The 19,186-nt window shown below is 71.6% G+C and carries 18 protein-coding genes; 4 read left to right on the top strand and 14 right to left on the bottom strand.

Annotated elements, in window-relative coordinates; translation table 11 throughout:
• Positions 1–15 precede the first annotated feature (15 nt).
• Positions 16–819: an alpha/beta hydrolase gene (locus VFZ70_00925; protein HEX6254349.1), complete on the top strand. Its 804-nt coding sequence runs from the start codon at positions 16–18 to the stop codon at positions 817–819.
• Positions 820–840: 21 nt separating this feature from the next.
• Here the strand turns inward: VFZ70_00925 and uppS are convergent, their stop codons facing one another.
• The 14 genes from uppS to VFZ70_00855 all read right to left on the bottom strand — a co-directional run bounded on the left by uppS (position 841) and on the right by VFZ70_00855 (position 14,735).
• Positions 841–1,581 carry a polyprenyl diphosphate synthase gene (uppS, locus tag VFZ70_00920; GenBank protein ID HEX6254348.1) on the bottom strand — a complete coding sequence of 247 codons (741 nt, stop codon included), beginning with the start codon at positions 1,579–1,581 and terminating at the stop codon, positions 841–843.
• Between the two features lie 64 nt (positions 1,582–1,645).
• The gene (recO, locus tag VFZ70_00915; GenBank protein HEX6254347.1) at positions 1,646–2,368 is read right to left on the bottom strand and encodes a DNA repair protein RecO; all 723 of its coding nucleotides are present in this window, start codon (positions 2,366–2,368) and stop codon (positions 1,646–1,648) included.
• A gap of 143 nt (positions 2,369–2,511) precedes the next feature.
• On the bottom strand, positions 2,512–3,405 hold the full coding sequence (gene era, locus VFZ70_00910; protein HEX6254346.1) for a GTPase Era: 894 nt from the start codon (positions 3,403–3,405) through the stop codon (positions 2,512–2,514).
• Positions 3,402–3,845, bottom strand: a complete 444-nt coding sequence (gene cdd, locus VFZ70_00905; protein HEX6254345.1) for a cytidine deaminase — start codon at positions 3,843–3,845, stop codon at positions 3,402–3,404. The genes era and cdd overlap by 4 nt, the downstream gene beginning before the upstream one ends.
• Positions 3,842–5,113, bottom strand: coding sequence for a hemolysin family protein (locus VFZ70_00900; GenBank protein ID HEX6254344.1), 1,272 nt, complete (start codon positions 5,111–5,113; stop codon positions 3,842–3,844). Before VFZ70_00900 ends, cdd begins: the two co-directional genes overlap by 4 nt.
• A complete protein-coding gene (gene ybeY / locus VFZ70_00895; protein ID HEX6254343.1) occupies positions 5,110–5,559 on the bottom strand; it encodes an rRNA maturation RNase YbeY in 450 nt (149 codons plus the stop codon). The genes VFZ70_00900 and ybeY overlap by 4 nt, the downstream gene beginning before the upstream one ends.
• 145 nt (positions 5,560–5,704) lie before the next feature.
• Positions 5,705–6,694: a PhoH family protein gene (locus tag VFZ70_00890; protein HEX6254342.1), complete on the bottom strand. Its 990-nt coding sequence runs from the start codon at positions 6,692–6,694 to the stop codon at positions 5,705–5,707.
• 73 nt (positions 6,695–6,767) lie between these two features.
• A complete protein-coding gene (locus VFZ70_00885) occupies positions 6,768–7,169 on the bottom strand; it encodes an HIT family protein (GenBank protein HEX6254341.1) in 402 nt (133 codons plus the stop codon).
• Between the two features lie 243 nt (positions 7,170–7,412).
• Positions 7,413–9,617 (bottom strand): prolyl oligopeptidase family serine peptidase, encoded by a 2,205-nt coding sequence (locus tag VFZ70_00880; GenBank protein HEX6254340.1) that lies wholly within the window; start codon positions 9,615–9,617, stop codon positions 7,413–7,415.
• A gap of 14 nt (positions 9,618–9,631) precedes the next feature.
• Complete coding sequence (locus VFZ70_00875; protein ID HEX6254339.1) at positions 9,632–11,539, bottom strand: AAA family ATPase; 1,908 nt, start codon at positions 11,537–11,539, stop codon at positions 9,632–9,634.
• Positions 11,536–11,910, bottom strand: coding sequence for an RNA methyltransferase PUA domain-containing protein (locus VFZ70_00870; protein HEX6254338.1), 375 nt, complete (start codon positions 11,908–11,910; stop codon positions 11,536–11,538). Before VFZ70_00870 ends, VFZ70_00875 begins: the two co-directional genes overlap by 4 nt.
• 10 nt (positions 11,911–11,920) lie before the next feature.
• Complete coding sequence (locus VFZ70_00865) at positions 11,921–13,045, bottom strand: J domain-containing protein (GenBank protein ID HEX6254337.1); 1,125 nt, start codon at positions 13,043–13,045, stop codon at positions 11,921–11,923.
• Positions 13,045–14,106 (bottom strand): heat-inducible transcriptional repressor HrcA, encoded by a 1,062-nt coding sequence (hrcA, locus tag VFZ70_00860; protein HEX6254336.1) that lies wholly within the window; start codon positions 14,104–14,106, stop codon positions 13,045–13,047. The genes VFZ70_00865 and hrcA overlap by 1 nt, the downstream gene beginning before the upstream one ends.
• A 164-nt stretch (positions 14,107–14,270) precedes the next feature.
• Positions 14,271–14,735 carry a hypothetical protein gene (locus VFZ70_00855; protein HEX6254335.1) on the bottom strand — a complete coding sequence of 155 codons (465 nt, stop codon included), beginning with the start codon at positions 14,733–14,735 and terminating at the stop codon, positions 14,271–14,273.
• A 63-nt stretch (positions 14,736–14,798) separates the two neighbouring features.
• Between VFZ70_00855 and VFZ70_00850 the strand changes: the two genes are divergently transcribed.
• The 3 genes from VFZ70_00850 to VFZ70_00840 all read left to right on the top strand — a co-directional run bounded on the left by VFZ70_00850 (position 14,799) and on the right by VFZ70_00840 (position 19,184).
• Complete coding sequence (locus VFZ70_00850) at positions 14,799–15,224, top strand: SRPBCC family protein (protein ID HEX6254334.1); 426 nt, start codon at positions 14,799–14,801, stop codon at positions 15,222–15,224.
• Between the two features lie 265 nt (positions 15,225–15,489).
• Positions 15,490–17,658: an adenylate/guanylate cyclase domain-containing protein gene (locus tag VFZ70_00845; protein HEX6254333.1), complete on the top strand. Its 2,169-nt coding sequence runs from the start codon at positions 15,490–15,492 to the stop codon at positions 17,656–17,658.
• A complete protein-coding gene (locus VFZ70_00840; GenBank protein HEX6254332.1) occupies positions 17,655–19,184 on the top strand; it encodes a mechanosensitive ion channel domain-containing protein in 1,530 nt (509 codons plus the stop codon). The genes VFZ70_00845 and VFZ70_00840 overlap by 4 nt, the downstream gene beginning before the upstream one ends.
• Positions 19,185–19,186: the final 2 nt, after the last annotated feature.

Here is a 19,186-nt window from a genome sequence, read left to right as displayed (position 1 = left end):
CCTCGGAGGTCACCCATGCCCCCCACTGATCTGTGCGTCGAGTCGGCGGGCATCGGGGAGCCCGCGGTGGTCCTGGTCCACGCTGGCATCGCCGACCGGCACCAGTGGGATCGCGAGTTCACCCGCTTCGCCACAACCAACCGTGTCGTGCGCTACGACGTCCGCGGGTTCGGGGCGTCACCGGACCCGGCGCGCGACTACTACGACCACGACGATCTGCTCGGCGTCATGGACGACGCCGGCATCGAGCGTGCGGTGCTGGTCGGCTCGTCGAACGGCGGGCGGATCGTGCTCGACACGGCGGTCACCGCCCCGGACCGTGTGGCGGCGATGGTGCTCGCGGGCTCGGCGTTGCCCGGCATCACGCTGGCCGACGATGTCCGGGCCGACCTCGACGCCGAGGGTGAGGCCCTCGACGCCGGCGGCATCGACCGCGCACTGGCGATCAACCTGCGCTGGTTCGTCGACGGCGTGGGTCGGTCGGCCGACGATGTCGACGCCGACGTGCGCAGCCGGGTCACGGCCTGGCTGCGGGAACTGCTGCCACGACAGGCCGCGCAGGCCCGCGCCGCAGACAGCGGGGCCCAACTGGTCGAACCCCTGGTGCGCGACCGGCTGGGCGACGTCGACATCCCCACGCTCGTGCTGGTCGGCAGCCACGACGCTCCGGGCTTCGACCGCATTGCCCGCCATCTGGCCGACCACCTGCCGCGCGCCCGGCTGGTCGAGGTCGCCGGCGCCGCGCATCTGATCAACCTCGAGCAACCGGCACGGTTCGCCGCGCTGGTGGACGACGTCCTCGCCGCACACCGGGTGTGAGCGGCGCGATGCGGTCGCGGCTCAGACCTTGCCGAAGCGGCGCGTGCGGCGCTGGTACTCGGCGACGGCGTCACGCAGTGCGGCCCGCCCGAAGTCGGGCCAGTACAGGGGCGTGAACACCAGTTCCGCGTACGCGGCCTGCCATGGCAGATAGTTCGACAGGCGCTGCTCACCCGAGGTGCGGATCAGCAGGTCGACGTCGGGAGCGTCGGTCGTGTACAGGTGCCGTTCGACGGCCGCCTCGTCGATCTTGCCGGGGTTCAGCTCGCCGGCGGCCACCTCACGCGCCAGCGCCTGCGCGGCGTCCGCGAGCTCGGCGCGACCGCCGTAGTTGAACGCGATCTGCAGCGTCATGCGGCGGTGGTGGCTGGTCCGCGCCTCGCTGTCTGCCATCAGGCGTCGCAGGCTGGCGGGGATCGGGCGCGTCTGGCGGCCGATGAACCTGATCCGCACCTGCCGCTCGTCGAGCTCGCCCGTGCGTCGGCGCAGCAGGTCGCGGTTGAAGTTCATGATGAACCGGACCTCGCCGGGCGGGCGGCGCCAGTTCTCGGTCGAGAACGCATAGACCGTCAGCCACCGGATGCCCAGCTCCAGCGCGCCCTCGACCGTGTCGAACAGGGCGTGCTCCCCCGCCTCGTGGCCCTCCCGCCGTGGCAGCCCGCGCTCGCCCGCCCACCGGCCGTTACCGTCCATGATGATCGCCACATGCCGGGGCACCCGGTCGGGATGAATCGTCGGGTGCGGATCGGGGTCACCGGTCATAGCCCACCCTCCTCGCTGACGCGAGCAGGGTGCCCCCCGGCCGGTTCGGTGACCGCTGACGCGTTCATCGCGGCACCAGCTCCCACGACTTCAGCGAGCGGCCGAGGTGGTAGGCCAGGTAGCTGTTGATCAGCGCCCCGACCGCTCGGCGGGGCCGCGCGTCCGCGGCGGCGGTGGCACCCCAGTCAGCGCCGGCGAGCGTCCGGAGCAGGCCGATCGTCGCGGGCTCCAGCGGCCGTGTGCCACCCGGCGCGCACCGGAAGCACACCACGCCCCCGGCGGCCAGGTGGAACACGTCGTGCTGGCCCGGTGCGCCACACGCCGCGCAGGCGTCGAGCTGCGGGTGGTACCCGGCCACGGACGCCAGCCGCAGCAGGTACGCGTCGAGCGTGGTGGCGGGCCACGTGGGGCCTGCGGCCAGCTGTCGCAGGCCATCGAGGAGCAGCACGTACAACCGGTTGGACCGCTCGCCCTCCTGCGCTATCACGTCGGCGGCCTCGACCATGCTCGACCCGCACGCCGACAGACTGAAGTCGGCACGCACCGCCGCGAAGCCGTCGATCAGCTCGACCTGCGTCACGATGTCGAGGTTGCGTCCCTCGTACAGCTGCAGGTCGACGTGGCTGAACGGCTCGAGCCGCCCACCGAAGCGCGACCCCGGCTTGCGCACGCCCTTTGCGACAGCGCGCACCTTGCCCCGACCGGCCGTCAGCAGGTTCACGATGCGGTCGGTCTCGCCGAGCTTGTAGGTCCGCAGGACGACGCCCTGCTCGCGGAACAGCGCCATGCGCACAGGCTACGGCGCCACCTGAGCGATCACCGGCACGCGCCACCGTTGCAACCCGCCCCGGCCCACCGGCCCCAACCGCCACACTCGCGCCACCGTGGCAACCTGCCCCGCCCCACCGGCGCGCACTGCCACGCGGGACCTCAGTAGCCCAGACGGTCGAGCGCGCGAGGGTCGCCCTGCCAGTCCTTGAGCAGCTTGACGCGCAGCTCCAGGTAGGCCCGCGTGCCCAGCAGTTGCTCGATGGCGGGCCGGGCGTCGGCACCGATGTCGCGCAGCATCGCCCCTCGGCGCCCGATCACGATGCCCTTCTGCGAGTCGCGCTCGACGAAGATCGTCGCGTGCACGACCGTGACGTCGTCGGAGGTGCCGGGAACCATCTCGTCGACGGTCACGGCGACCGAGTGCGGCACCTCCTCACGCATGCGGATGATCGCCTGCTCGCGGATGCGTTCGGCGACGCGGTGCTCGACCGACTGGTCGGTCACCTGCTCGGGCGGGAAGTACGGGGGACCTTCCGGCATGCGAGCGACGATCAGTTGCCGCACCACGTCGACCCCGTCGCCGGTCCGGGCGGACACGGGCACGACCTCGGCCCACGCACCCAGCTTGGCCATGGCGTCGATGGCGGGAAGTTGTGCGGCCCGTCCGATGCGGTCGATCTTGTTCACGACGGCGATCGTGCGGTCGGCGTGACCGGTGAGCAGGCCGGCGACGAAGCGGTCGCCCGACCCGATCCCAGCGGCCGCGTCGACCACGAACAGCAGCACGTCGACATCGGCGACCGCCTCGCGCGCGACGTCGTTGAGACGGCTGCCCAGGAGCGTGCGCGGCTTGTGCAACCCCGGCGTGTCGACGAAGACCACCTGGACGCCGTCGTCGTGCAGGATGCCGCGCACCGCGTGCCGGGTGGTCTGGGGCACCGGCGTGGTGATGGCGACCGGCTCGCCCACCAGAGCGTTGAGCAGCGTCGACTTGCCGACGTTGGGGCGCCCGACGATCGAGCAGAACCCGGATCGCAGGACGTCGGCCGTCACGACTGCGCCAGCGCGTCGGGACCGAATCCGCGTGGCAGCAGGTCCCTGCCCAGCACGTACCGTTCGACCACGCCCGCGTCACCGGCCGCCAGCACGACAAGATCGGGGGCGAACTCGTACAGCACCTGCCGGCACGTCCCGCAGGGCGTGCACACGGCGGGCCCGGTGCCCATCACGGCGAGCGCGGTGAATGACCGCCGGTCATGGCTCACCGCGTACGTCAGTGCGACGCGCTCGGCGCAGATGGTGGCTGGATACGCGGCGTTCTCGACGTTGGCCCCGGTGATCACGGTGCCGTCGGCTGTACGCAGCGCGGCACCCACGCGGAACCGTGAGTACGGCACGTACGCGCCGGCACGGGCATCGCGCGCGGCGTCGACCAGTGCCAGGTCGTCGTCGGTCAGGCCGACGTGGGCAGCCGGCTCGGGGACGCGGGTCATCGGCGATCCTCGTCGTCGGGGTCGGTGTCGTCGTCACAGCGTTCCACGAGCACCTGCGCGATGCGGCGACCGCGGACCTGCTCCGCGGTCAGCCGGATGCGGCCGACCGTGACGCGCTCCCCCGGGCTCGCGATGTGACCGAGCAGGCCGAACAGCAGGCCGCCGACCGTGTCCCACTTGTCGTCGGGCAGCCGCGCGTCGACCAGCTCTGACAGATCGTCGACCGGCAGTCGTGCGTCGACCCGCCACAGGTCGTCGTCGAGGACATCCACGAGCGGCAGCTCGTCGTCGTACTCGTCGACGATCTCACCGACGAGCTCCTCGAGGATGTCCTCGATCGTGACCAGGCCGACCGTGGCGCCGTACTCGTCGACGACGACCGCCATGTGGATCCGCGCGCCCTGCAGCTCGCGCAACAGCCCCTCGACGCTCTTGAGCTCCGGCACCACCAGGGGCGGACGCATGACCTCGGTCCACGGCCGCACGTCGCCGGTGTGCAGCAGCGCCAGGATGTCCTTGGCGTAGACGATCCCGACGATCTCGTCACGGTCCTCGCCGTGGACGGGCACGCGCGAATGGCCCGCATCGAGGACAACCTCGACCACCTCGTCGAGCGGCGCCTTTGAGGCCACGGTGACCATGTCCGGCCGTGGCACCATCACCTCGCGCACGATGGTGTCATCGAGCTCGAAGACGGCGGTCAGCATGGCATGTCGCGAGGCCGTCAGCGTCGCCTCCGCGCCGGCCACGTCGACCAGGTCGCGCAGCCGCTGCTCCGTGACGACCGGCGCCGGCTCGTCGCCGTCGCCGGGTGTGACCGTGCTGCGCAGGCGCCCGCCCGCGTGGGCCACCGGGCCCAGCGCCCGCACGGGCCAGCGCACGATCCGCGACAGGCTCGCCGCCTTGCGCTCGGGCTGTGACTCGATCAGTGCCTGCGGCACGACGTCGCCCAGCACGTACAACGCGACCACGCCGGCCGCCGCTCCCGTCACCAGACCGATGACGCCGCCGACGACCTCGAGCCCGATGGCGATCGTCACAGCGGCGTAGACGGTCCGCAGCAGCGTGGTCAACAGCGCCAGCGCATCAAGCGTCCGGGGCAGCGCATCGACCAGGGTCAGCAGCGTCTTCGCACCACCGACGTGCTCCTCGATCAACTTCTCCGCCCGCAGTGGGCTGACGCGGGCGACCGCGGCCCGTGCCGTCTCGAAGACCCCCACGGCGGCCAGCAGCAGTCCGGCGGCGGCCGCGAGGTACAGCGCCGTCATCGCGCCACGTCCCCCGGCGCGTCGAACGCGGCGAGCAGGTCGTCGGTCAGCGCGAACATGCGGTCGCGCTCGTCGGGCTCGGCGTGGTCGTACCCGAGCAGGTGCAGGATGCCGTGCACGAGCAACAGATCGACCTCACCGTCGGCGGTCCGGCCGTGATCGGCGGCCTGTCCGTGCGCGACGACGGGGCACAGCACCACGTCGCCGAGCAGGCCCGGGACGCCCGGCGTCACGTCGTCGGGTGCATCGATCGGGAACGCCAGGACATCGGTCGGGCGCGTCGCACCCATGTGCTCGGCGTTCAGCGCCGTCATTGCGTCGATGTCCACGCAGGTCACCGACAGTTCGAGCTGACGCGGCACGTCGAGCGCCCCCAGGACATGACCGGCCAGCGCGGCCAGCCGGGCGGTGTCGACGCCGACGTCCTGCTCGTCGACGACCGACACACGGGGCGCCGTTCCGCCGTCGGCCTGCGCGCCGGCGGTGGGACCGTCGGGCGGAACGTTCACACGCGGAGGCGGCTGCGTATCGGCAGCCGGGTCCTGGGCGGCCGTCCCGGACACGGGCGCGCGGCCCGCGGGCGGGGACGGCTCAGGACTGGCGGAGTCCACCCTCCCCACCTTCCACGTGGTCATAGCGCGCGTAGGCCTCGACGATCTGCTGCACGATCCGGTGCCGGACGACATCGCGGCCGCTGAGCTCGGCGAAGGCGACGCCGTCGATCCCGGCCAGCACGTCGCGCACGACCCGCAGCCCGGACCGGCGTCCCGACGGCAGGTCGACCTGCGTGACGTCGCCGGTGACGACGGCACGCGAACCAAAGCCGAGACGCGTCAGGAACATCTTCATCTGCTCAGCGGTCGTGTTCTGTGCCTCGTCGAGCACGATGAAGCTGTCGTTCAGGGTGCGCCCCCGCATGTACGCCAGCGGCGCGACCTCGATCGTGCCGCGCTCCATCAGCATGGTCAACTGCTCGGCGTCCATCATGTCGTGCAACGCGTCGAACAGCGGTCGCAGGTACGGGTCGATCTTCTCGTACAGCGTGCCCGGCAGGAACCCGAGCCGCTCGCCGGCCTCGACCGCGGGGCGCGTCAACATGATCCGGTTGACGTCCTTGCGCCGCAGCGCCTCGACGGCCATCGCCATGGCGAGGTAGGTCTTGCCCGTGCCGGCGGGCCCGATCGCGAACACCACCGTGTTGTTGCGGATGGCGTCCAGGTACGCCCGCTGGCCCGGCGTCTTGGGCCGGATCAGGCGCCCGCGGTGCGACAGGGCGGTGTCACCGAGCACATCGGCCGGACTGGCATCGGTGTCGGCGCGGACCATGTCGATCGTGCCCCGCACGAGCGACTCGTCCAGTTCGTAGCCGCGCTCGAGCAGCTTGACGAACTCGTCGAAGACCCGTGACACCTGCTGCGCCTCGGCCTCGGGACCGGAGATGGTCACGTCGTTGCCGCGCACGAGGATCTCGACGTCGAACGCGCGCTCGACGATCCGAAGCAGCGAGTCACCGGTTCCCAGCAGGGACAGCATCGAGTGCTCGACGGGGACGGAGGTCTTGATGCTGGTGATGCCTGGCAACGATGGCTCTCGTCGGTCTCATGGTCGTTTGCGTCAGCAGTGTATCCCCGGGCGCGGCGACGCGGTACGGCGATCAGCCGCCGTCGAGCGCCGTGCGGATCGTCTCGGCGGCCCGGTCGAGATCCGCCGGTGACGGGTCAGGGTCGGCGTTGGCGAAGTTGAGGTCGCGCTCGTGGTCGATCGGCACGAGGTGGATGTGCACGTGCGGCACCTCCATCCCGGCGAGGATCACCCCGACCTTGACGGGATCGTAGGCGCGCTGCAGCGCCCGGCCCAGCCGCTGCGCGACCTGGTTCAGGTGCAGCCATTCCTCGGCGTCGAGATCGACCCAGTGCTCCACCTCGACGCGTGGCACGACGAGCACATGGCCAGGCCTGAGCGGGTTGATGGACAGGAATGCCACGCAGCGCTCGTCGCGATGGACGAACCGGCCGGGCAGTTCACCCTCGATGATGCGCGTGAACACGCTGGGCATGGCACTATTCCCGTTGGTCAGACGCGTCCGGTGTGGTGACGCTGCCGGGTCCGGCCGGTTCGCCGGGTTCGTGGGCGAGGTGGCCGGGGCGTTCGTGCGGGGCGCGGCCGCAGTCGCACTCGCCGGCCACTCCAGACGCCTTGCGTGCCATCCCCAGCGTCGGCAGGGCAGTGGTGCCCGGCGGGGTCTCCAGCCGCACTTCGCCACAGCGTGGGCAGACGACCTGGTTGGCCTTGGCGCTGGTCATCGGTCTGTGTCTCCTGCCGCCTCTAGTACGGTGTCGCAGAACGCGAGCACGTCGGCGGCCTCGTCGATCAGCTTGCTGGTCGGCTTACCCGCTCCGTGGCCCGCCGATGTCTCGACGCGCAACAGCACCGGCGCGTCAGCGGCCTGCGCCGCCTGCAGTGCCGCGCAGAACTTGAACGAATGGCCGGGCACCACACGGTCGTCGTGGTCACCGGTCACGATCAGCGTCGCCGGGTACCGGGTGCCCGGCCGCACGCGGTGCAGGGGCGAGTAGGCGTACAGCGTTGCGAACTGCTCGGCGTCGTCAGGATCGCCGTAGTCGCTGCGCCAGGCCCACCCGATGGTGAAGCGGTGGAAGCGCAGCATGTCGAACACGCCCACGTGTGCGACCGCGGCCCCGAACAGATCGGGGCGCTGCGTGATGCACGCCCCGACCAGCAGCCCACCGTTCGACCCGCCCTCGATGGCCAGGCGCCCGCGGGTGGTCCACCCGTTGTCGGCGAGCCAGTGGGCACACGCGATCGCGTCGTCGAACACCTGCTGCTTGTTGGCCAGGCGTCCGGCGTCGTGCCACGACGTGCCGTACTCGCCGCCGCCCCGCAGGTTGGCGACCGCAAGGACGCCCCCGCGTTCGACCCACACCATGCGCGTGACGCTGAACGCCGGCGTCAGCGAGATCCCGAACCCGCCGTAGCCATACAGGATCGTCGGTGCGGGGCCGTGCCGCGGGCCCACATCGGCGCGGTGGATCAGGAACATCGGCACCCGGGTGCCATCGTCGGAGTCGACGAACACCTGCGACGTCACCAGGTCGTCCGACGCCGCCGGGCGGCCGTCGCCGTCGCCGTCGGACGGACCGGCGGCCGGCGAGGCGCGGCCCGGCAGCGTCGGCGCGAACACCTCGGCGGTGCGCGCTGTCCCGATGTCGACCGACAGCACCCGCGTGGGCGCGGTGAACGTCGACCACGCGACGTGGGCCACGGGGTCGGACGGCAGGCCCGTCAGGCCGGTCACGGCACCGTGGCCACCGAGCTCGACGTCCAGGCTCGAGGACCCGTCCAGGTCGACGATCGCGACGCGGTGGCTGGCGTGGTGCAGGCGGACGACGACGAGCCGCCCCCCGATGAGTGCGGCATGCTCGATCGCGTCGTCACCGGCGGGCACGATCTCACGCCAGCGCGACGGGTCATGGTCGCGCGCGTCGATGGCCACCACGCGACGGTTGGGCGCGTCGCGGTCGGTCAGCACGAACAACGTGTCGCCACTGGTGCCGATGCACTGGTACTCGGCGTCGAAGTCGTCGAGCAGCGGCCGCACCCGTGCGGCGCCCGGGTCCACCGCCGCGGGCCGCCCGACCGCGTTCCGCGCGTCACCGGTCGACGCATCACTCGACGCGGCATCGGACCCGCCGTCGTCGCGGAGGTCGGCGATGTACAGCCGGGTCCGCGGATCGGTGCCCTCCCAGACGGTGACGACCAGCCATCGCCCGTCGTAGGACACCCACGGCGTGTACCCCCACTGCGGCCGGTCGTCGCGGGCGTACACGACCCGGTCGTCGTCCTGGTCGTCCCCGATCCGGTGGAAGCACAGCCGTTGATCGGTGTTGACCTCGACGTAGTCATCGCCAGGCGCGGGACGGTCGTACGCGCTGTAGTAGAAGCCCGAACCATCAGGCGCCCACGCGGCGGTCGAGAACTTGCTCCACTCGACGACGTCGGGGTGGTCGTCACCGCGCTCGAGGTCGCGGACACGCCAGGTCATCCAGTCCGACCCACGGTCGCTGCGGGCGTACGCCATCCACCGCCCGTCCAGGCTCACCGACAGCCCGGTGAGCGCCGCCGTGCCGTCATCACTCCACGCGTTCGGATCCAGGAGCATCTCGCCCGCGTCACCGGCCGTGGGCATCGTCCACAGCACGTCCTGCGCCTGCAGGCCGGTATTGCGGAGCTGGAACCATCGCGCGCCACGCCGCCACGGCGCGCCACGGCGTGGATGGTCCCACACCGCCGTCAGACGTGCGCGGATCGCCTCGCGCCCGTCGGCCTCCGCCAGCCATGACGCAGTGAGCTGCTGCTGCGCCGCGATCCACGTTCGCGTCTGCGGGGCGTCCGTGTCCTCGAGCCACCGGTAGGGGTCCGGGACGGACGTGCCGTGGAACTCGTCGACGACGTCACCTGTCGGAGCGGCTGGGTAGGTGCGCACGATCTGTTCCTCGCTCACGGCGCCGACGGTGCCCGGTCATCGTCGACGGGGTCGACCGCCACGACGACGAGATCACGCGTCGTGCGGGTCAGGGCCACGTAGAGCCCGGCGCCGCCGGACTCGCTCGCGATCTGGTCCGGGGCCACCAGGACGACCGCATCGAACTCCAGGCCCTTGGCCTGGAGCGGGGTCAGCACGGCGAGGTCCTCGGAGCCGAGCGCCGCGTCGATCCGCTGCGCCCACGACGGTGCGGCGATGACGGCCAGCGTCCCAGCGGCATCGTCGAGATCGTCGATCGCACCGCGCACTTTCGGCACGACCTCGGCGCCTTCCACCCGCATCACGAGGGGATCCCGTCCGCTGTGACGCACCGACATGGGTGGGTGGTGGCGGATGCCCGTGATCGCCGCCTGCCCCTCCACGTAGGCCATGACCTCGGCAGGGGTCCGGTAGTTGACCGTCAGCTCGTACACCGACAGCCGCGCCGGGAGCTGCGGCGCGAGGTCGGCCCAGTCGTCCAGCGCGGTGGCGCTCATCGCCTGGTCGAGGTCCCCGACGACGGTCATCGATCCCGACGGGCACCGCCGAACCAGCATCAGCCACTGCATGGGCGAGAGCTCCTGCGCCTCGTCCACCACGATGTGGCCGTAGACGTCGTCGCCGCTGACGTCGGGCTCGAGCTGACGTCGCAGCATCTGACGTACCTCGGCGCGTCGCCCCGGATCGATGCCCAGCGTGTCGATCGCCTCCTCGATCCGCCTGCCGTCGTCGCGTCGTTCCCGGCGCGGCCGTCGGCGCTCGACCGCGGCGACCAGCACGTCGAGCAGGGCGACGTCCGCCTCGGTCCAGCCGTCGCGCACGGTGCCGGCCAGCAGGTCGATCTCCTCCGCCGGTAGCACGTCGGTGGCGACGCGCCGCAGCAGATCGCCGTCGGACAACAACACCCTCAGCATGGTGGCCGGCAGGTCGTCCCACTCGTCGTCGCGCACCCGCGACCACGGCCAGCGGCGCGCCAGGCGGTTGAGCACCGTCGCCATGCGCGCGTCGCCCTTGACGAGCTGCAGCTCGGGGGATTCGTCGAGCGTCGCCAGTCCGTCGCCGAGCAGGTCGACGATGCGGGACATGCGCACCGACCGCTCGCCCAGGCCCGGCAGGACGTCCCCGATGTAACGCAGGAACCGCGCGCTGGGTCCGATGATCAGCACCCCGCTACGCTCGATGCGGTCGCGGTTGGTGTACAGCAGGTAGGCGACCCGGTGCAGGGCAACCGCCGTCTTGCCGGTCCCAGGTCCGCCCTGGACGACCGTGACCCCGTCCAGCGCCGCCCGGATGACATCGTCCTGCTCGCGCTGGATCGTGGCGACGATGTCGCCCATCCGCTCACCCCGTGGGCGCGCCACCGCCGCCAGCAGCGCCGCTTCGCCCACGAGTTGCACATCCCCGTCGGTCGCGGCGGTGACGTCCAGCAGTTCGTCATCGAGACCGATGACGTCACGCCGACGCATGTGCACGTGCCGCCGGCGGCGCAGGCCCATCGGCTCCAACGGGGTGGCGCGGTAGAACGCGGCGGCGATCGGCGCCCGCCAGTCGACGACGAGCGGCTCGTAGTCCTCGTCACTGATGCCCAGCCGGCCGATGTGCCACGCGTCGCCGTCGTGCTCGTCGATGCGCCCGAACACCAGCCCATACTCCGCGGCGTCGATCTGGTCGAGGCGATGCAACGTCGAGCGGACGAGGGCGTCGCGGTCGTGCCGCGCCTGGTGCGTGCCACCGCGCCCCTGGGTCAGTACCTCGGACGACCGCTCCTCGGCGCGCCGCCGGAGCACCTCCAGACGCGCGTAGGCGCGGTCGACGTACGCCTGCTCGCGTTCCAGCTCGTCGGACGACCGCCGACGCTCGCCTTCGTCGTCCGAGCACATCATCCCAGGCGACCCAGTCTGTGGAGCACCAGCGCCGGTGCAACGACCGCGGCCATGTCGGCCCGCATGATCGTCGGACTCAGCCGTTGGATGCCCTCGTCCAGCTTGCGGCGCTTCGGCAGGCCACACACCACACGCACCGACGCCGGCGGCGACGGCGCGTGCGTCTCCGCCGTCACCGCGCAGACCGCGGTACCGTTCGACGTCGACGAGATCACGGCGCGACGCACCGTGCCCGTGCCGTCGGCCACGCTCACCGGGTCCCCCACGCGCCGGCGCAGCACCGTGAGCACGTGGTGCGCGACATCGTCGCGCAGGACCACCCGACCGTCGGCGCAGTCGGCTGGTTCGACGAACACGTGCGGCGTCGCCATGGCTGTCGGCTCAGGTGCCGAACACACCTCGCAGCCGGTCGAACAGGCCACGGTCGGTCGACGAGCCGGGACGGTCCTCACCACGCAGCTCCGCGAGCTCGCGCACCAGCCCTCGCTGCTGATCGTCGAGACCGGTCGGGATCTCGACCTGGCAGTGGACGTACAGATCACCACGGGCTCCGCCGCCGTTCAGCTTCGGCATGCCGGCACGCCGGACGGTCAGCACGGTGTCGGGCTGCGTTCCCGGCGGCACGGTGAGGGTGTGTGACCCGTCGATCGTCGGGATCTCGATGTCCACGCCCAGCACGGCCTGCACCATCGGCAGACGCAGGCGGCAGTGGAGGTCGTTGCCGTCGCGCTCGAAGACGTCGTGGGGCTCGACGCGGATGCGCACGAACAGGTCGCCGCTGCGCGCTCCCATCCGGCCGGCCTCGCCGCGGCCGGCCAGACGCAGGCGAGTGCCGGTGTCCACACCCGGGGGTACGTCGACCGTGACGGTCTCGTTGGTGCGGCGGCGCCCCTCTCCGGCGCACACCGGGCACGGGTTTGCGATCGTCTTGCCCGACCCACGGCACCGCGGGCAGGTCGTGGTCGTCAGCATCTGTCCGAAGATGCTGCGCGTGACCTGCTGCACGCCACCGGTGCCGTTGCAGTTGCTGCACCGGACCGCTCCGTTGCCGTCGGCGTCACCGCTGCCGTCGCACGTCTCACAGGTGCGCAGGACGTCGACCCCGAGATCGCGCCGGACGCCTTCGGCGGCCTCGTCGAGTGCGATCGTCAGATCGATCAACGCGTCGCGTCCGGCCGTCGACGCCGTGCGCGTGCCACCCGTGCGACCGGCGAACCCGCCACCGAAGAACGAGTCGATGAGGTCCGACAGGTCGCCGAAGCCGGCGAACGGATCGCCACCGGCCGCCCCACCCGGACCACGCGGATCTCCGAACCGGTCGTAGTTGGCGCGCGTCTCCGGGTTGCGCAGCACCTCGTACGCGGTGGTCAGCTCCTTGAAGCCGTCCTCGCTCCCGCCCGCGTCGGGGTGCAGCTGGCGTGCCTTCCGTCGATAGGCACGCTTGATGGTCTCCTGATCGGCATCGCGCTCGACGCCCAGGATCTCGTAGAGGTCACGCGCTGCCATCAGCCGTCCGTCGTGCCGGTGCCGGTGAGCGCCGCCAGCGCCCGCTCGAGTGAGGTCGCGACCGCCCGGACGGTCGCCATCGCCTGCCCGTAGTCCATCCGCGTCGGGCCGAGCAGGCCCAGCGATCCCAACGACTCGCTCGCGCCGTACCGCGATGCCACCATCGCGAACGGCGACAGCTCGTCCACCGGCAACTCGCTGCCGATCCGCACCGCGAGGTCGTCCTGCTTCAGCGTCTCACGCAGCATGCCGAGCAGCACCACCTGTTCCTCGAGCATGTCGTAGACGTCGTCGAGCCGGTCGATGGTCTCGTCGGTGGCCCGCAGAGCCAGTTGCGCGGCGCCGCCGACGAACACGCGATCGACCTCGAGCGCCGGTGCCGTCGCGCCCGAGCGGATGGTGGTCGCCACGCGGTCGAGCAACGGCTGCAGGTTCGTGGGCGCGGCCAGCGACACCCCGGTGATCGCGTCGTGCGCTTCGGTCAGGCGCAGTCCCGACGCCGCGTCGTTGACGACGTAGCGGGCACGCTGGACGTCGTCGTCGGCGACCGGGACGTCCAGGTCGAGGATACGCTTCTCGACCCGCCCCGTGTCGGCGATGAACACCAGCAGGATCGCATGCGGGCTCAGCGTCACGAGCTCGATGTGGCGCAGCTTGCTGCGGTCCAGCCGCGGGGCCGTGACCAGCGCGGTCAGCCGGGTCAGCCGCGAGAGCACCGACGATGTGCGCCGCAGGAGGTCCTCGACGTCCGTCGCCCGCAGCAGCATCTGGTCCACGACGTCCGGGCTGGTGGGCTTCGCGAGCTCGAGCGACGTCAGGTGGTCGACGTAGTAGCGATAGCCGGCGTCGGTGGGGATGCGCCCCGCGGAGGTGTGCGGCTGGCGGATCAGGCCGGCCTGTTCGAGCTCGACCATCTCGCTGCGCACGGTGGCCGCCGACACCGCGAGGTCGAGCTCTTCGACCACGCGCTTGGAGCCGACCGGATGGCCGTCCAGGATGAAGTCACGAACGATGGCGCGCAGGATCTGTTCCTTGCGCTGATCAAGCTGTCGGGCGGCCATGGTCACCTCCCCCACACGCGGAATGTGAGTGCAACTGTGAAATGGTATCGACCGTGGCCGGGCCGATCCGCGACGGATGTACGGTGCCTGGTGAAATGCTATCCGGCCACGCCGGCGTGGCGTCGGCGGCGCAGCGTCGGCACTGCGACGCGCCGTCCCGAGGGTCAGACATCGCTGTGGGGCACGTCCACCGTGATCGTCTCTCCCCCGAACCCGTACCGCTGATCGCGACCCTCGACCGTCACCCGCCCGACGTCGGGCGGGATCTCCACGCCGGTCTGCGTGCGGGTGAACGGCTGCTCGCCGGCGTGGTCGTGCATGAGCGTGTGCGTGGCCAGTTCGGTGCCGTCGGGGGTCAGCACCCGCCACCCGTCGGCGTAACGGTCCGGCGTGTCGTACGGCGACGACACCGTCACGGCCAGATCGAAGGTCTGCTCCCCCGCCGGGGTGATCTCGACCTCCACGATGTCGGGGTGACGCTGCGCGGCCACGGACTGGGAGGCCGTCGGCGCCGCGGCCGGCGACGCGTCGGCCCCGGCGTCCGCTCCGTCGTCGCCGGTGCTCTGGCCGCAGCCGACGAGCATCAGCGGCACGACGGCGACGAGGACGGCACGGAGGGTGGTGGCCATGCCCACAGTATGTCGGCGCGGGCCGACCGTTCACGCCCCGCCATCGGCGGGCAGCATCAGCGCATGCGCATCACACACACGGTCGAGATCCCTGCGTCGGTGGAGCAGGTGTGGCGGACCTACACGCAGGTCGAGCTGTGGCCGCACTTCATGGAGCCGATGAGCCACGTCGACATCATCGACGGTGGCCCGCTCCAGGTCGGCTCACAGGTGTGGATCAAGCAGCCCAAGCTGGGCGCCGGCACGTGGGAGGTGACCGAGATGGTGCCCGGACGCAGCTGGACGTGGGTGTCGCGGCGCCCGGGCACGACCGTCACGGCCGTCCACCTGCTGGAGCCTGTCGGGGACCGGAACACCCGCGTCCACACGACCATCGACTTCGGCGGCCCGGTCGGCGCCGTGCTCGGTCGCTTCCTGGCCGACATCACGCGCCGCTACCTCGCGGCGGAAGCCGACGGCCTCCGGGAGGCGTGCGCGCGCGACGCGTGAGCCAACGGTCAGGCGGCGCGGGCCACAGGCCCCGATGGTCGACCCGCACGATCGGCACCGAAGCCCCGACCGTGTCACCGGGCCGGCGCTGCGCAGCAGGTGCTGGTGCCCTCCTCCGTGAGGTCCTACCCTCATCACACCATGACGCGATCCGCACCCGACCCAGCCGTCGCGCCGGCCGGGCACATGATGGGCACGGCCGTTGCCGGGCGTCCCGCCGTCGACACCGTGGCAGCGCACAGCGTCAGACGACAGCCCTAGCGCCATGGCGGACGAGGCAGCCGGTGCCCGGTCCACCCCGCGGGTCCGCCGTCGCGTCGTCACACTGTCGATGGGCACGTGGCTGGCGATCGCCCTGCTGGCCGTGGCCATCGTCTCGCTGATCGCCGCGTCAGCGGTCACGTTGACACGTGCCTCGTCCGTCGCCGACACCCTGCTGCACGCCCGGTCCCGTGCGCTGCTGAGCCTGCAGTCCGGCGAGGTGGAGCGGTACCTGCAGGGCACGCGGACGTCGGTCTCGGCGCTCGCCGCCTCCGAGCGCGTCGCCCGGACCGCGGACGACTTCGCCACGGCCTACCAGCAACTGGGCGACCTCCAGCCCGCGGACGTCGAGGGCGCCGACGATGAGCTGGCCACGTGGTACCGCACCGAGCTCGTACCCGGGATCGGCGTCGCGACAGGCCAGGCGCCCGATCTCCGTCGTCTCCTGCCGGAGACCACCGCCGCGCGGTACCTGCAGCACCGCCACGTCATCGTCGACGCGGACCCGTCCGCGGACGGCGACGTCGGGGAGCCGGCGGCCGGGGACACATGGAGCACCGTGCACGCGGAGGCCGATCCCCGTCTCACCGATCTGGTCGAGGCGTCGGGCCTGGAGGACCTGTACCTGATCGACGCCGACACGGGACTCGTCGTCTACTCGGTCGAGAAGCTTCCCGACTTCGCGACCAGCCTGGACGTTGGGCCGTACAGCGGTTCGCTGCTCGCTCAGGCGTTCCGTCGGGTCCGCGACGATCCCGAGGCCGGCGTCGTGTCGAGCGACATCGCCCCGTACCTGCCCGCATCGGGCCAGCCGCAGGGGTTCGTCGCGGCGCCGGTGCACGACGGGGACCGGCTCACATCCGTGATCGCCGCGCGGATATCGCTCGACGAGATCGACCGCATCATGACCGTGGGAGGTGACTGGGAGGACGTCGGCTTCGGCGCGACCGGCGAGACCTTCCTGGTCGGCGCCGACGGCCGCATGCGGTCGATCTCGCGGGCGTTCGTCGAGGACCGTGCGGCCTACCTGCAGACCGTCGCCGATGCGGAGACCGCGACGGTCGAGGAGCGCGCGGCCATGACCGCCACCGGGACCACCGCCATCCAGCAGCGGGTGTTCACCGACGCCGAGATGGCCGACGTCGCGACCGGGGACACCGTGGACGGGACGGCCGCCGGCTACCTCGGTGAGGAGGTGTGGACGGCGCTCGAACCCGTCGATGTGCCCGGGCCGGAGTGGTCCGTCGCACTGCAGGTCATCGACGCCGAGCTGACCGCGCCGACACGCCGGTACCGCCGCCAGACGATCGTCGCGCTCGCGGTCCTCGTGTTGATCGTGTCATTCCTCGCGGTCGGGTGGGCCCGCAACGTGTTCCGGCCCATCAGGACGGTCGCGGAGCGCCTTGGCGACGTCACCGCCGGCCGCTCGGGCCCGGCGGCTACCGTGCCCGCCCGCACCCCCCGGGAGTTCGCAGTGCTGGCCTCGTCGGTCGAACGCATGATCCGCGCACTCGAACGCCGACGGGCCGAGGTCGAGACCGCCATCCGGGAACGTCGTGACATGGTCCGGACATTGCTGCCGCCGACCGTCGCCGAACGGCTCGACGCCGGAGACAGCCGCGTCGTCGACGAGATCGCGCGGGCCAGCATCGCCGTGGTGACGGTCAATGGCCTCGCCGGCCTGGTGCAGCGGCGCGACGAGGTACGGCGACGCGCGTTGCTGGACCGCATCGTTGGCGAGCTCGACGACCTCGCAAGGCGGAACGGACTGGATCGCGTCAAGATGCTCGGTGACGCCTACTTCGCCGGATGCGGCCTGGACCGGCCGTACCTGGATCACGCGCCGCGCGCCGTCGCGTTCGCGCGGGCGGCGCAACAGGCGGCGACGGTGGCCGCTCGGGAGGTCCCCGACCTGTCAGTGTCGATCGGCGTGGACACCGGGCCGGTCACCGTGGGGCTGGCGGGCAGCGCAATGCTCGTGTACGACCTGTGGGGTGACACGGCAACCAACGCCCACGCGCTGTCGCAGGCAGCACGGGCGGGCGAGATCCTGATCTCCGACCGGAGCCGGGCGGTGCTGCCGTCGGCGGTCGATGTCAGTGCCCGGCATCTGCCGGACGGGACCGCCTGGCGTGTGGACGAGCCCGCACCCGTTGAGGAGTCGGCGACATGACGTCCGTGTTGCGGGACCCGATCGTCGCGATGGTCATCGCACTGCTGGTCGTGCTACCCGTCGCCGTGATCGCCGCCGGCGAGGCGGAGGAACGGCTACGACAGCGCGACTCCGCGTTCCGTCCGGTGCTGTCCGTCCTGCGCTGGTGGACGCTGCCGTTGACCGCCCTGTGGTTCATCCTCCGCAGCGTCGTCGGCCTGCCGGACACGGGCCCTCTGGTCCGGGTCGTCGCGACCGGCATGCTGCTGTCGCTGGCCGTGGCGGCGCTCCTGGCGACACGGTTGGTGATCGCGCGGCTCAAGCGTCGACGGGGTACGGACAGACGCGGACAGCTGCCGCAGATCGTGCTCGCCCTCCCACGGCTGGCCATCACCCTGGTGATCGGCTGGCTGCTGCTCGACACGGTGTGGGGCGTCGACCTGTCCGCGGCGCTGACAGCGCTCGGGGTCGGGACCCTCGTGGTGTCCTTCGCGCTGCAGGACACCCTCAGCGGTCTGGCATCCGGGTTGCTGATGCTGGCGGACGCACCCTTCGCACCCGGTGACTGGATCCGTCACGGCGAGGTCGAAGGACGGGTCGTCGACCTCAGCTGGCGCAGCACGCGGATCGAGAGCCGGGACGGTGACCTGATCATCGTGCCCAACGCCGAACTGGCGGCCGCGATGCTCGTCAACTTCGACCGTCCGGGCCGCCTGCACCGCGTCGTCGTCCCGGTCCAGGTCGCCTACGCCAACCCGCCGAGCCGTGCGCGCGACATGCTGCTCGACGCTGCGCGTGCCACGCCAGACGTGCTCACAGATCCCGCGCCCAACGTCCGCGTCGTGCAGATCGACGACCCGCTCATGGGCTACGAGGTCGACCTGTGGATCGACGACTTCCGGATCGCGCCGCGCGTGTCCAGCGAGTTCGGAGCGCTCGTCTGGTACCACTCACACCGCCACGACGTGCCGTTGCCCAGCCCTGCCTACGACCTGTACGTCTACGACGGCGTCGCGGCGAGTGCCTCGGCGCGACCCGACGCCCCGACCATCCAACGCCGTCTGCGCTCGTCACCACTGCTCGACCAGCTCGACGACCCGGCGATCGAGCACCTCGAGTCGGCGGCGACCGCCGGCCGCTTCGCTCGTGACGAGACGATCGTGACCGGCGACCCGGACCGCTCGGACCTGGTCGTGCTGTGGGACGGCCGCGCCCGGCTGGTCGCGGTGGACGCCGAGGGCGCCGCAGCCGAGATCGGTCAGTTCGGTCCCGGTGACGTGTTCGGTCTGCTCGGTCGACGTGGTGCGGGCACCCGCACGGCACGCGTCGACGCGATCACCGACTGCGAGGTCATCGTGGTCGACAGCGGACGGGCGGCCGAGGTCATCAGCCGCAACCCCGAGCTGTCGGAGGCACTCGAACAGCTGCTGGCGAGCCAGCAGCGGCGCATCGAGCGCGCGGCTGCCATGCCGGCCCGTCGAACCGCGGCAACGAACGGACAGCAGCCCGACGAACCGGACGTTCCCACCACGTCGGGCGCCGACTGACG

It is taken from the genome of Euzebyales bacterium (assembly GCA_036374135.1).
GTDB lineage: Bacteria > Actinomycetota > Nitriliruptoria > Euzebyales > JAHELV01 > JAHELV01.
Note: the sequence above shows the minus strand (reverse complement) of the source record. Positions and strands in the feature narration are given on the sequence as shown.